A 13,649-nucleotide genomic window follows, 5' to 3' on the forward strand; every position below is an offset into this window, starting at 1 on the left:
GCCTTACTTGTCACTGCGGACGAGTTCGGTCTCGGCAAGATGTTCGGCCAGGAACCACACTTGTGGCTCGTGCGTGCGGATGATGTTGCTCACCAGCAGGTCGTTGGTGCCATCGTCGCCGGACTCGTCGGCGGCTTCCGCGCCCTCATGCGCCTGGCGCAAGATGATCTCGTGCGCTTCGAGCAGGCGGGCGAGCTGCGTCGGGACATCCTCGCGGCCCTTGGGCGGGCGGGGGATCGTCGTCATCTCGGCGACGTCGTGCGCCATCGCGATCGAGATGCCGCCAAGCGCCATGATCCGTTCCGCAATGAGATCGACCAGCGCAGCCTGCTCCTCGTAATGTTTGTCGAGCAGCAGGTGCAGTTGGTAGAAGGTGGCGCCCGACATCTGCCAATGATGCTTCTTGTACATGTCGCGGATCGTCATCGTATCCGCGAGCACCTGGTTCAGCGTCGCGACGCTCTGCGCGCGGGCGTTGTCTTCCAGCGCGATCGGCAGGCGCTTGAGCGTGCCGTAAGGCTGAATCTCGCGGTATTCGACCTTGTACTGCGGCTGCGCCTCGACAGAGGTATCGAGCTTGGGTAATTTTGCGGGCTTCTTCGCCATCGGGAAATTCCTGTCTGTTGACGTAAACCGAACTCGTTGAACGCACGACTGCGCGGATCGACTGCGAACGAATTGTCCGCTCACAGTGATCGCGTTCGGTGGGCTTAGCATCATTACCCGTCGGCGCCCCCTTGACTGTGTGGCGTCCACAAAGGAAGCGGGCCGCCGCAACGTGTTGGGAGTTTGGGATGACGGAAGCACCTCTGGTCGCAGGTATCGAACTTGGCGGGACCAAATGCATCTGTATTCTTGCGCGCGGGCCCGACCAGATCGAGGAAACCGTGCGTATCCCGACTACCCGGCCCGACGAGACGATGGCGGCGATCGAAGCCGTGCTCGACCGGTGGAGCGGGTTCGTCGCGATCGGCATCGCCAGCTTCGGTCCGGTCTCGATCGATCGGCATTCGCATGATTACGGCCACATCACCTCGACTCCCAAGCCGGGCTGGGCGGGCACCGATGTCGCAGGGCGGTTGCAGCGCCGGTACGGCGTGCCGACCGGCTTCCACAGCGACGTCGTCGGCGCGGCGCTCGCCGAGGCGTTCTGGGGCGCGGCGAAGGGGCTGCCCGATATCGCGTACGTGACCGTCGGTACCGGCGTCGGCGCGGGGTTGATCGCCAACAACCGCCCGGTCGACGGGCTGACGCATTCCGAGCTCGGCCATATCCGGCCTGCGCGGTTCCACGGCGACGACTGGATCGGCAATTGCCCGTTCCACGGCGCCTGCATCGAGGGGCTCGTCGCCGGTCCGGCGATCGCCGCACGGATCGGTCATCCTGCGGACGAGGCACCGGCCGAGCATCCGGTCTGGGACGGGGTCGCCGATGCGCTGGGGCAGCTGTGTCACACGCTGGTGCTGACCGGGATCCCGCGACGCATCGTGATGGGCGGCGGTGTGATGGGCGCGTCGCACCTGTTCCCCCGCGTCCGCGCAGCGATGACGCGCAGCCTGGGGGGCTATATCACGCTGCCCGAGGTCGCGTTGACCGACACGTTCATCGTGCCGCCTGCGCTCGGCAACAATGCCGGGCCGCTCGGGGCGATCGTGCTCGGCGGACAGGCGCTCGGCCATCAGCTGGAAACGTCGTTTACGGCGTCTTAACCGTACCTCGTTACCGCTTCGTAGCAAGAACTGGAGGCACGTATGCCATCGCTGGACGGCGACGGTCGTGTCTCACGAGGAGCGGTTTCCGATGCGCATTCTGATCGTGGACGACGAGCCGCCGATGCACGACAGCTACCGGCGTAGTTTCGCCGGGCCACGATCGCGTACCGGGTCCGCCTTGGACGCGATGGCGGTCGAGCTGTTCGGCGACGACGGCGTCGATGCGACCGACGATGCGCCCCCGTTCGTACTGACCTATTGCGACCAGGGGCTCGACGCGGTCGCCGCGATCGAGCGGGCGGTGGTCGACGATGAGCCGTTCGCGGTTGCGTTCATCGACGTGCGGATGCCGCCGGGAATCGATGGCCGCGAAACCGCGAAACGTATCCGCGCGCTCGATCCGGATATCAACATCGTCATTGTCACCGGCTATTCGGATTTTTCGCCGATCGAAATCAGCAAGGTTGCCGGCCCCGCCGACAAGATCTTCTACATCGCCAAGCCATTCGAGGTTGCCGAGATCCTGCAGACCGCGACCGCACTCGCGCAGCGTTGGCGGAACGACCGTGATCTGGCGACGGCGCGCGACCTGCTCGCGGCGCAGGTCGTGCAACTCGAGGAACAGGGTGCCGAACTGGCGGCGAACGAGAGTCGCGCGCTGCACATGGCGACGCACGATTCGCTGACCGACGCACCCAACCGGCTCGCCTTCTTGCGGGCGCTGGCGGCACGGACGCGCGACGAAGGGCTGTTCGCCACCGTGATGATCGATCTCGATCGTTTCAAGCTGGTCAACGACACGCTCGGGCATCTCGCCGGCGATGCGCTGATCCGCGAAATCTGCGTGATACTCAATCAGGCTGCGCCCGAGGGAGCGATCGTCGCGCGGCTCGGCGGCGACGAGTTCGGGATCCTGTTCGAGACGCCGGGCGAGGCGGCGGCGGTGATGGCCTGCGAACTGATCGTGAGCGCATGCTCGGTCAGTCTGCAGGTGTTCGGCAATTCGGTGCAGGGCGGGGCCTCGGCCGGACTGGTCGTGACCGCGGGCGGGCAGGGCGGCGATCCGGTCGACGTGATCCGCCGTTCCGACCTTGCCCTCAACGACGCGAAGCGCGGCGGGCGTGGCATCGTCCGGCTGTTCGACGAGAGCATGGACGAAGGCATCCGTTTTCGCCGTCGCGTCGAATCCGGTCTTGGCCAGGCCATCGAAAGAGGCGAACTCAGCCTGGTCTATCAGCCGATCGTCTCCCGCGATGCGATCGAGGTGGTCGGGTTCGAGGCGCTGGTCCGGTGGAATACACAGGAATATGGCCTGATGAGCCCGGCGATCTTTATTCCGATCGCGGAGGAATCGAACCTCATCCACGAACTTGGCGACTGGGTACTGGGCGAGGCGCTCGACGTGCTGAAGCAATGGCCTGGCCAATATGTGTCGGTGAACTTTTCCCCGCGCCAGTTTCGTCGCCACAATTTCGTCGGGCATATCATGAAGAGCGTTCAGCGCGCTGGCATCGCGCCGGCGCGGCTGCAGATCGAGATCACCGAAACCGCGATCTTCGACGATGCGGAGCGTGCCGCCGAAACGCTCTACAAACTTCGGCAAATGGGCTTCCGGATCGCGCTCGACGATTTCGGCACGGGCTATTCGAGCCTCTACAACATCCGCAAGTTCGCGCTCGATTGCCTGAAGATCGACAAGTCGTTCATCGATGGCATGGGCCGCGAACGCGAAAGCGCGGCGATCGTCCATTCGATCATCCATCTCGGCCGCGCCCTCGGCCTCGGCGTGATCGCGGAAGGCGTCGAGACCGAGGCGCAGGTCCAGGCGCTTCGCCTCGCCGGTGCGAGCCATATGCAGGGGTATTTCTTCTCGCGCCCGGTCACCGCCGATCGCGCGCTCGAGATGGCGCTGACCGGCACGGTCGACGGTAGCGACGACGTGTCCAACGACGACCACAAGATCCGCCAGACGTTCGGGATACGCGGCTAATGCCGTCTGCCGCGATGGGCCGGCTGCCGCCTGTTCTTGGCCGGCAGTTCGGACGCACGCGGACACGCTCGTCGCTCGGTGCCAAGCTGGTGATGATCATGACCGCGGTCGGGCTGGTCGCGACGATCGCGATCACGCTGCTGCTCGCCAGCATCATTACGCCCAGCTTTACCCAGCTCGAGGACAAGGCGATCGCCGGGCAGGTCGCGCGGGCGCGCGCTGCGGTATCGGACTATGCCGCCAGCGTCGAAAGTGCGGTGCGCGACTATGGCGACTGGAACGGCAGCTATGCCTACATGGCCGACCCACGCGCCGGTTTCGATCGCGAAAGCCTTTTACCGCAGGCGATGTACGAGATCGGTGTCGACGGCATGGCCTATGTCAGCCCCGCCAATAGCGTCGTGATCGCCCGCTGGCGCGATGCGGCTGGTAGCATGCAGGCGAACATCCGGCGTCAGCAACTGACGACGATGATCGCGCGAACCGATCTTGCCACGGTGCTTGGCCGGCGCAGCTCGGGACGGTTCTATGCCCGTATCGGCGACTCGGTGGCAGCGATCGGTGTTGCCCGCGTCCGTCGTTCGGACGGTAGCGGCACTCCGCGCGGGTATGTCCTGATGGCGCGCGTGATGACGACCGAGCAAGCGTCCAGGGTACTGCGGGCCCGCGCGCAGATCGACACCACAGCGCCCGGCAATGCCGTCGCCATTGCCGCCGGCCCCACGAAGCTGACGATTGCGGTGCCGATGATTGGGGCCGATGGTCATGCGGTCGCCAGCGCGCGGTTCAGCGTCCCCCGCGATGTCTCGCTGTTGGGGCGGCGCATGCTGCTGCTCGCGGTTGTCGGCTCCACCATGTTGCTCTTGCTGGTACTGGTGATGCTCCGGCGGATGATCGAGCGGCTCGTGCTGCGCCCGCTGCACCGTGTCGAAAGCCACATGCAGCGGGTGCGGGCATCGGGATCGCTGGCGCTGCTGGAAGAGGACGGCCGGCGCGACGAGGTCGGCTCGCTCGGCAGGAGCTTCAATGCGATGCTGCGTCAGCTGAAGGACCTGCGCGAGCAGATCGAAGTCCAGTCGTTCGACCTTGGACGGAGCGAAAGCGCGGTCGCGGTCATGCACAACGTCCGCAACGCGCTGAATCCAATCAGCACGATCCTCAGCCAGGGGATTACGCAGTCCGCCGCGGTCGACCGGACGACGATCGATCGTGCGATCGCCGAACTCGCGCGCGGCGACATACCCGATGCACGTCGCCGCAAACTCAGTATGTTCGTCGCGGCCGCGATCGACGCCGAAACCACCGATCGCGAGACCATGCGCCGCGAACTGGCGATCGGTCGCGAGGCGATGGCGGATGTTCTGGAAATCATCGGCCAGCAACAACGCGCCGCGCATGAACGCCCGGCGCTGGAGGTGTGCGACGTCAGCGACATCATCGCCCGAAATGCGACGATCGCGCGCTATTCGCTGGACACGTCGATCGCGTTCAGTTTTCCCGCCGGCCCGAGCCCGGTGATGGCGAGCCGGGTCATCCTCAGTCAGGTGATCGGCAACATCTTCGGCAACGCGGTCGAATCGATCGTCGCGCGCGGCACGGGCAGCGGATCAATCGTGGCGACCATCACCGAAACGGCAGGCCGGGTCACCGTGGCGATCCGCGACGACGGCGAAGGCTTTTCCCCGAAGCCGGGGCGATGCTGTTTCAACGCGGGTTCTCGACGCGGGCGCACAAGTCGGGCGGGCTCGGGCTACACTGGTGCGCCAATTCGATGGCCGCGATGAAGGGAACGCTACGGCTAGAAAGCGACGGGCCCGGGCTTGGCGCCGTCGCGTTGCTGACGCTGGATGCGGCCGATGCAGCGATCTCCAACGCGGCGTAGCGCGGACCGGTCCGAGCAGGTCACAACAGGCTTGGTTGCACCTCGTCGTCGTCGCCCATGATTCCGGACAGCGTCAGGCCGAGCAGCCGCACGCCGTCGGGTACCGGCAGTTGCGCCATCAGCAGTTCGAGTCCCGCCGCCAGGAACGCCGCCTTGTCGGTGACCGCAGCCTGCGACGACCTGGCGCGGGTGATCGTACGGAAATCGGCGTGGCGGAGTTTCAGCGTGATCGTCCGACCGCGCGTGCCGTGCCGTTCGATCCGTACCCATGCCGCGTCCGCCACGCGGTGAAGCGCCGCGCGGAGGTCTTCCGCGGTGGTCAGGTTGGTCTCGAACGTGCGCTCCGCCCCAACCGACTTGGCCGCCCGATCGACCCGCACCGGGCGATGGTCGATGCCGCGCGCCGCGCCGTAGAGATAGTCCGCATAACTCCCGAAATGTGCCTGGAGGAACGTCAGCGTCTGCGCGAACAGGTCGGCGCCCGTGAGGATCCCTAGCCGCTCCATCTTCTGCGCGGTGACCGGCCCGACGCCGTGGAACCGCTTGACCGGCAGCGACTGGACGAACGCAGCGCCGCGTTTCGGCGTGATGATGCACATCCCGTCGGGCTTGTTCTGGTCCGACGCCAGCTTGGCGATGAACTTGTTGTAGCTGACCCCGGCGGACGCGGTGAGTCCGGTATCCGCCTTGATCCTGGCGCGGATTTCTTCCGCGATCGCCGCTGCGGTGCCGAGGCCGCGGATATCCTCGGTCACGTCGAGATACGCTTCGTCGAGCGACAGCGGTTCGACCAGCGCGGTGTAGTCGGCGAAGATCGCCCGGATCTGGTCAGACACGCCGCGGTACACGTCGAACCGCGGCGGCACGAACACCAGGTCGGGGCAGCGCCGGATTGCGGTTACGGAGGGCATCGCGCTGCGCACACCGAACGCGCGCGCTTCGTAGCTTGCCGCCGCGACCACGCCGCGCGCACGCGATCCACCGACCGCCACCGGCCTGCCCTTCAACGAGGGATCGTCGCGCTGCTCGACCGACGCATAGAAGGCATCCATGTCGACATGGATCACCTTGCGCTGCGCGGGAGGCTGGGTAGGAGGAAGCATCAGCGCGTTAGATAGGCGCGCGGGGGGCGGCGATACAGGGTGCATCCGCAACCAATCGCGCGGCCGCGGGTACTGCCGACGGGCAAACGAAGGGACGCGAATGCAGGTCGGGACGGAATGCTGGCGGGTCGAACGCGCCGAACAGATGGCGGTGATCGTCGATGCGGAGAAGTATTTCCGGACCGCGCGCGTCGCCATGATGGGGGCAAAGCGCCGTATCCTGTTGATCGGCTGGGATTTTGACGCCCGCATCGAGCTCGAACCCGGCGTTGCGCGGCCCGGCGAACCCAAGAAGCTCGGCGAATTCATGCTGTGGTTGGTCGAGCGCGAGCCCGAGCTCGAAGTGTTCGTGCTGCGCTGGGATACCGGCGCGATCAAGTCGCTGTTCCGCGGTTCGACGATCTTCACGATGATGAAGTGGATGAAGCATCCGCGCATCCATACCAAGCTCGATGGGCATCATCCGACCGCGGCGTCGCATCATCAGAAGATCGTCATCATCGACGATGCGCTGGCGTTCTGCGGCGGGATCGACATGACCGGCGATCGCTGGGACACGCGCGATCACCGCGACGACGAGCCGCACCGCGTCCAGCCGTCTGGCAAGCCGTACAAGCCGTGGCACGACGCGATCAGCGCGGTGCAGGGCCCGATCGCGCATGCGCTGGGAGAGCTGTTCCGTCGCCGTTGGCATCTTGCGGGCGGGATGAAGATGGCGGCAGGCAAGCCAGGCGGGAAGAGCTGGCCCGAGGGGCTGGAGGTCGATTTCCACGACGTCGACGTCGCGATCGCGCGCAGCGAACCCGAAATGTCGGACCAGGAGCCGGTCTACGAGAGTGAGGCGCTGTTCCTGGGCCAGATCGCCCGCGTAAAGCGGCATCTGTACATCGAGAGCCAGTATTTCGCGTCGCGGAAGATCGCCGAGGCAGTCGCCAAGCGGCTCGGCGAAGCCAACGGCCCCGAGATCGTCATCATCAATCCGACCACCGCGCAAGGCTGGCTCGAACCGATCGCGATGGATACCGCACGCGCGCGACTGATGGAGGCGCTGCACCGGCGCGACACGTATAACCGGCTGCGGATGTATCATCCGTACACCGCGGGGGGCGAGGCGATCTATTGCCATGCCAAGATCCTGATCGCCGACGAGGACGTGTTCCGGCTCGGCTCTTCGAACATGAACAACCGCTCGCTGCGGCTCGATACCGAATGCGACCTCGCAATCCGCGCCAGCGACGAAGCGACGTCGCAGGGCATTGCGGCGATTCGCGATGGGCTGATCGCGGAACATCTCGGTGTGGAGGTATCGGTGGTGACCGATCTGATCGCCGAGACGGGCTCACTGATCGAAACGATCGAGCGGCTGCGCGGCGAAGGCAAGACGGTACGGCCCTATGAGGTGCCCGATCTGACGTCGGTCGAGGAATGGCTGGCCGACAACGAGGTGCTCGATCCCGAAGGGCCGGAGGAAATGTTCGAGTCGCTCAGCAAACGCGGGTTGTTCCGACGGTTGCGCCGGAAGAAGTAAGGGCAACGCCTAATCCTCCCCCGCAAGGGGGAGGTGGCACCGAAGGTGACGGAGGGGGAGACCTGCGCAACCTCTGTTCCGAGTCCTCCCCCTCCGACTGGCAAGCGCCAGCCACCTCCCCCTGGCGGGGGAGGATAAAGCGAAGTCCCCCAAACACACAAAAGGCCGCGGCACCCCCGGTACCGCGGCCTCTAGCGCTCCCGAAAACTGGGGAGTTACGCGACCTGTGCTTCGAGCACCTCGTCGGGTTCGCGCAGCACATAGCCGCGACCCCAGACGGTCTCGATGTAATTCTCGCCATCGCATGCCAGGCTGAGCTTCTTGCGGAGCTTGCAGATGAACACGTCGATGATCTTCAACTCGGGCTCGTCCATCCCGCCATAAAGATGGTTGAGGAACATTTCCTTGGTCAGCGTGGTGCCCTTGCGGAGCGAGAGCAGCTCCAGCATCGCATATTCCTTGCCGGTCAAATGGACCCGGCTGCCATCGACTTCGACCGTCTTCGCGTCGAGATTGACCGCGAGCTTGCCGGTGCGGATGACCGACTGGCTGTGACCCTTCGAGCGACGGACGACGGCGTGGATGCGCGCGACCAGTTCCTCGCGGTGGAACGGCTTGGTGACGTAATCGTCGGCGCCGAACCCGAAGCTGCGCACCTTCGAGTCCATCTCGTTCACGCCCGACAGGATCAGCACCGGCGTCGACACGCGCGCGACTCGCAGGCGCTTGAGCACGTCATAGCCGTGCATGTCGGGCAGGTTGAGGTCGAGCAGGATGATGTCGTAATCATACAGCTTGCCCAGATCGAGGCCTTCTTCCCCGAGATCGGTGATGTAGACGTTGAACCCTTCGGTCGTCAGCATCAGCTCGATAGCCTTCGCCGTGGTCGGCTCGTCCTCGATCAGCAGCACCCGCATGCGTTGTCCCCTTTTCGCGAGACCGCCCGACACCCCATGTCAGCAGCTCGACTTCGATTCATTAACCACACAACATCTGAAGGCAAAAGGTTAATTTCGAACTAAGGCTCGCGGCCCTGTACGGTGGCGGGCCAAATCGACGCGCGCTCGGGTGCAGGGGAAATGTAGCCGCCCGGCGGATCGGCACTGCGGCGAGGTTGCCGGATAATTCCAGGCGAGCCCGCACCGTGACGCGAAACGTGCCGCGACATCGGCAATTATTTCATCAACCGCGTGCCGTCTGTCGGTCGACGTCATGGCGAGTCGTTTCGCTGAGCGTCGCGTAGACCGATGCCTGATCAAGATGCGCCCGACGTTGGGAGAGGGTATCGGCAGTCGCGGCGGCATTGAGCTCCGCGTCGGCCAACCGCTCATAGTCGGCGGCGGTAACGATGGTGGACAAGGAAAATCTCGATCGCTGGCGGTTGCGCGCATATCGACGCTCGGCGCCGACGTCGATTTGAAGCGACGCCAGGAACGGCACGTCACCGCATAAGGATGCCGATCTGAATCGGAGTGAGCCCTGGGCCGCGTCAGGGCGAGCCGGGGCCGGGACGAGTCGCGCCGCTGAATCGCAGCCGCGCATGCTGTGCGTTCAGAGCGGGTCGCGCAGTCGCCGCGTCAGGAACTCTATCAGCGCTTCGACACGGGCGGGGCGTAGCGGACTGGGTGGGGTCAGAAGATGTAACCCGATCGGGGCAGGCGCCCAGTCGCACAGGATCGTCGTGAGCGCGCCCGTGGCGAGATACGCGTCGATGATGAAATCGGGAAGTCGCGCGATCCCGAGCCCTGCGACCAACGCCGGTATGATCGCCTCGCCGCTATTGGCGGTCAACGGCCCGTGTGCGCGCACCGACACCTCCGCGCCGCCTGGGCCCTGAAAGCGCCAGGGTCCGACGACGTTGGAATAGCCGAACAGCTTGTGTTCGCCGAGTTGCGCGGGATGTGTCGGCGTACCATGGGCTTCGAGATAGCGCGGCGCTGCGACGAGATGCGCCTGGATTGTGCAGAGCCTGCGCGCGCGGAGCGAACTGTCGGGGAGTTCGGCGATACGCAGTGCGACGTCGAACCCTTCGGCGACGATGTCGACCCGCGCGTCCGACAGGTGCAGGTCGACCTCGATCCCCGGATGCGCGGCGAGGAATTCGGCGAGCAGTGGCGCGACGTTGGTAATCCCGAAGCTCATCGGCGCGGCGAGGCGGACGCGGCCGGTCGGCGCGCTGGCCGCGTCGTTGGCGGATTCCTCCGCAAGCCGCGCTTCGGCGAGGATGCGCGCGGCGTGCTCCGCGAGCGGCTTGCCGGCCTCGGTCAGCGCGAGCCTGCGCGAGGTACGGTGGAACAGCGACTGGCCGAGATGCGCCTCCAGCCGGGTGATCGCCTTCGACACGGTCGCCTTGCTCAGCCCGATCGCATCGGCGGCGGCGCTGAACGAGCGATGCTCGACGACGCTGGCGAAGATCGCCCAGGCTTCGAGATCGGGCAGGCGCATAAGGAGGGCTCCGCAAACATCATAAGTGTACCACCCCGGCGAAGGCCGGGGCCCAATTGGGAGACGGCGATAACGAAGCGCAGTCCTCCGTTATCTCGACCTTTCCAATTGGGCCCCGGCCTCCGCCGGGGTGGTTGATCTGACCGACGCTACGCTAGCACCGAAACGATCGGTTTCCAGCGTTTCTATTTACGTTCCGATCGCCGCGCTTATCTTGGCTGCAACCAGTGGAGACATTTCATGACGACCACGACGATGATCAAGATCGACCGCCGCCCCTTCGAAAGCCTCGGCCATGCCGATCATGGCTGGCTGAACGCGCGCCACCATTTCTCGTTCGCCAGCTACTATGACCCCGCGCGGATGGGCTGGGGCGCGATCCGGGTGTGGAACGACGACCAGATCGCCACGAACTCGGGCTTCCCGCCGCATCCGCACCAGGACATGGAGATCATCACCTATGTCCGCAGCGGCGCGATCACGCATCAGGATTCGCTCGGCAACAAAGGGCGTACCGAGGCGGGTGACGTCCAGGTGATGAGCGCGGGCACCGGCGTCCGCCATGCCGAGTATAATCTCGAACCCGAGACGACGACGATCTTCCAGATCTGGATCGAGCCTTCGCGCAAGGGCGGCTCGCCGAGCTGGGGTGCCAAGCCGTTCCCGAAGGGCGAGCGGTCGGGGCAATTCGTGACGCTCGCGAGTGGGTTCGAGGGGGACGGCGATGCGTTGCCGATCCGCGCGAATGCCCGTGTCCTGGCGGCGACGCTGAAGGCCGGCGACAGCGTCGACTACGCGATCGGCGAGGGGCGACACGCGTATCTGGTGCCCGCGACCGGCGCGATCACGATCGGCGACGAAGCGTTCGGCGCACGGGACGGTGCGGCGCTGCTGGGCGGTCAGACTGTCACGATCACGGCACAGGATGATGCCGAGATCGTTCTGGTCGACTCGGAATAAACTCGCGCGGCGACCTAACCGTCACCCCAGCGAACGCTGGGGTATCCCGGTTCAGGCCGCCGCACTCGCCTCATTAAGACCCCAGCGTCCGCTGGGGTGACGGACTTTCCAGGAGACTGACAATGACCAAGGTTCTCGTGCTGTATTACTCGTCCTACGGCCATATCGAGCAGATGGCGGATGCCGTCGCCGAGGGCGCGCGCGCCGGTGGTGCCGAGGTCGATATCCGCCGCGTCGCCGAAACCGCGCCGCAGTCGGTAGTCGAAGCCGCGCACTTCAAGACCGATACCGCGCATGCCGAGATCGAAGGCCCCGCTGCGCTCGAGCAGTATGACGCGATCATCGTCGGTGCGCCGACCCGCTTCGGCCGGATGCCCGCGCAGATGGCGCAGTTCTGGGATACGACCGGTGGCCAGTGGTTCTCGGGCGCGCTGATCGGCAAGGTCGGCGGTGCTTTCACCTCGACGGCCAGCCAGCATGGCGGCCAGGAAACGACGTTGTTCTCGATCATCACTAACCTGATCCATCACGGCATGACGATCGTCGGGCTTGATTATGGCTTCCAGGCGCAGATGGGCGTCGACGCGGTCAAGGGCGGTTCGCCCTACGGTGCGACGACGATCTCGGACGGCGATGGCAGCCGCATGCCGAGCAAGGAAGAGCTCGATGGCGCCCGCTATCAGGGCAAGCGGATCGCCGAGACTGCGGCCAAGCTGAGCGCCTGAACCGAGATGCGACGCGGGCGACAACGCCCGCGTCGTTTCGCGCATGCGATCAGCCGATCAGCAGGCGCGCGCCCAGCGCGGCGAACAGCGCCGGTGGCATGACCACCGCGCCAACTTTCAGAAAACGCCAGAAGCCGACATCCTCGCCTTCGCGACGGATCGCGGTGAGCCACAGGATTGTTGCCAGCGAGCCGGTGATCGACAGGTTAGGCCCGATGTCGACGCCGATCAGCAACCCGTCGGTGACGATCTGCTGGACGTGTGCCTGGCCTAGCGTGGTGCTCGCAATCAGTCCGGCGGGCAGGTTGTTCATCAGGTTCGATCCGAACGCGAGGATCGTCCCGGCAACCCCGGCCGTTGCGGCAGGCGAATTGGCGGCACCTTCCGCCAGCCAGCGCGCAAGCATCGCGATCACGCCGGTGCTCGCCAGCGCCTCGACCAGCACGAACAGCCCCGCGACGAGCGGCAGCACCGCCCACGACACCGATCGCAGCGTCGTCACCGGCGATTTGCGACCACCGATGCAGATCGCCGCGGTGGTCGCGATGCCCGCCAGGCACGTCGGCAGCCCGAGATCATAGCCGCGGGCCGACGCGACGATCAGCAGCGCCGCGGTCGCGACGATCCCGCCGAGCGCGACCAGTCCGCCACGTGGTAGCGTGGTGGTTTCTACGTCGGTCTCGCACGTTCCGCCCAGCCGCTCGCGCTCGACCCAGCGCAACATCGCGAACGTCACGCCGATCGCCATCACCGACGGCAATGCGAACGACGCCATCCACGCGCCGAGCGTCGGCATCTTGCCGCCGTACAGTACGAGATTGGCGGGGTTCGAGATCGGCAGCACGAAGCTTGCCGCATTGGCGATCAGCGCGCACGCGAACAGCATCGGCAGCGGATCCGCCTTCGCCTTCTTCGCCGCGGCATAGACCGCCGGCGTGAGCACGACCGCGGTCGCATCGTTCGACAGGAACGTCGTGACGACGATGCCGACGCCGAACACCAGCGCGAACAGCCGGCTGGTCGACCCCTTCGCCATCCGCACGGCGTGCACCGCGACCCAGTCGAACAACCCTTCCGCGCGCGCCACCTCGGACAGCAGCATCATGCCGATCAGGAACAGATAGACGTCGCCGCCCTTCAGCACCGCGATCCACGCGTCACCGATCGGCAGCAGGCCGAACACGATGAGCACGACCGCGCCGGTCACGGCCCACACCGCTTCGGGAAGCTTGAACGGCCGGGTAATGACGCCGAACGTCGCGATGAAGCAGATCGCCCAGATCGCGTACCGGGCCACCATGTCG

Annotated in this window: 12 protein-coding genes; 6 read left to right on the top strand and 6 right to left on the bottom strand. The window is 65.6% G+C overall.

Annotation, left to right across the window (positions count from 1 at the left end):
• Nucleotides 1-3: 3 nt before the first annotated feature.
• Nucleotides 4-606, bottom strand: coding sequence for a Dps family protein (locus tag QP164_RS18795; RefSeq protein ID WP_132737793.1), 603 nt, complete (start codon nt 604-606; stop codon nt 4-6).
• A gap of 188 nt (nt 607-794) precedes the next feature.
• Here QP164_RS18795 and QP164_RS18800 point away from each other — a divergent pair, with 188 nt between their 5' ends.
• From QP164_RS18800 to QP164_RS18810, 3 genes are all read left to right on the top strand, one after another.
• Nucleotides 795-1,709 (top strand): ROK family protein, encoded by a 915-nt coding sequence (locus QP164_RS18800; RefSeq protein WP_132737796.1) that lies wholly within the window; start codon nt 795-797, stop codon nt 1,707-1,709.
• A 91-nt stretch (nt 1,710-1,800) separates the two neighbouring features.
• Nucleotides 1,801-3,702, top strand: a complete 1,902-nt coding sequence (locus QP164_RS18805; RefSeq protein WP_333924096.1) for a GGDEF/EAL domain-containing response regulator — start codon at nt 1,801-1,803, stop codon at nt 3,700-3,702.
• Nucleotides 3,702-5,486 (top strand): CHASE4 domain-containing protein, encoded by a 1,785-nt coding sequence (locus QP164_RS18810; RefSeq protein WP_333924097.1) that lies wholly within the window; start codon nt 3,702-3,704, stop codon nt 5,484-5,486. The genes QP164_RS18805 and QP164_RS18810 overlap by 1 nt, the downstream gene beginning before the upstream one ends.
• Nucleotides 5,487-5,604: 118 nt before the next feature.
• On the opposite strand, the gene dinB is transcribed toward QP164_RS18810, so the two are convergent.
• Nucleotides 5,605-6,687 (bottom strand): DNA polymerase IV, encoded by a 1,083-nt coding sequence (gene dinB / locus QP164_RS18815; protein WP_332755476.1) that lies wholly within the window; start codon nt 6,685-6,687, stop codon nt 5,605-5,607.
• A 100-nt stretch (nt 6,688-6,787) separates the two neighbouring features.
• Between dinB and QP164_RS18820 the strand changes: the two genes are divergently transcribed.
• Nucleotides 6,788-8,215: a phospholipase D-like domain-containing protein gene (locus QP164_RS18820; protein ID WP_333924098.1), complete on the top strand. Its 1,428-nt coding sequence runs from the start codon at nt 6,788-6,790 to the stop codon at nt 8,213-8,215.
• 215 nt (nt 8,216-8,430) lie between these two features.
• Here QP164_RS18820 and ctrA read toward each other — a convergent pair whose 3' ends face one another.
• The 3 genes from ctrA to QP164_RS18835 form a co-directional block, all read right to left on the bottom strand.
• Nucleotides 8,431-9,132, bottom strand: coding sequence for a response regulator transcription factor CtrA (ctrA, locus tag QP164_RS18825; RefSeq protein WP_055872989.1), 702 nt, complete (start codon nt 9,130-9,132; stop codon nt 8,431-8,433).
• A gap of 265 nt (nt 9,133-9,397) precedes the next feature.
• Nucleotides 9,398-9,655, bottom strand: a complete 258-nt coding sequence (locus QP164_RS18830) for a hypothetical protein (protein WP_132896178.1) — start codon at nt 9,653-9,655, stop codon at nt 9,398-9,400.
• A 111-nt stretch (nt 9,656-9,766) separates the two neighbouring features.
• Entirely contained in the window at nt 9,767-10,660 is an 894-nt protein-coding gene (locus QP164_RS18835; protein WP_132896179.1) for a LysR family transcriptional regulator, read from the bottom strand.
• Between the two features lie 240 nt (nt 10,661-10,900).
• On the opposite strand from QP164_RS18835, the gene QP164_RS18840 reads away from it, so the two are divergent.
• Entirely contained in the window at nt 10,901-11,620 is a 720-nt protein-coding gene (locus QP164_RS18840) for a pirin family protein (RefSeq protein WP_333924099.1), read from the top strand.
• Between the two features lie 122 nt (nt 11,621-11,742).
• Nucleotides 11,743-12,345 carry an NAD(P)H:quinone oxidoreductase gene (gene wrbA, locus QP164_RS18845; protein ID WP_277984050.1) on the top strand — a complete coding sequence of 201 codons (603 nt, stop codon included), beginning with the start codon at nt 11,743-11,745 and terminating at the stop codon, nt 12,343-12,345.
• Nucleotides 12,346-12,394: 49 nt separating this feature from the next.
• Here wrbA and QP164_RS18850 read toward each other — a convergent pair whose 3' ends face one another.
• A complete protein-coding gene (locus QP164_RS18850; RefSeq protein ID WP_333924305.1) occupies nt 12,395-13,645 on the bottom strand; it encodes an arsenic transporter in 1,251 nt (416 codons plus the stop codon).
• Between the last annotated feature and the right edge of the window lie 4 nt (nt 13,646-13,649).

This window comes from Sphingomonas sp. LR59 (assembly GCF_036855945.1).
Classification (GTDB): domain Bacteria; phylum Pseudomonadota; class Alphaproteobacteria; order Sphingomonadales; family Sphingomonadaceae; genus Sphingomonas.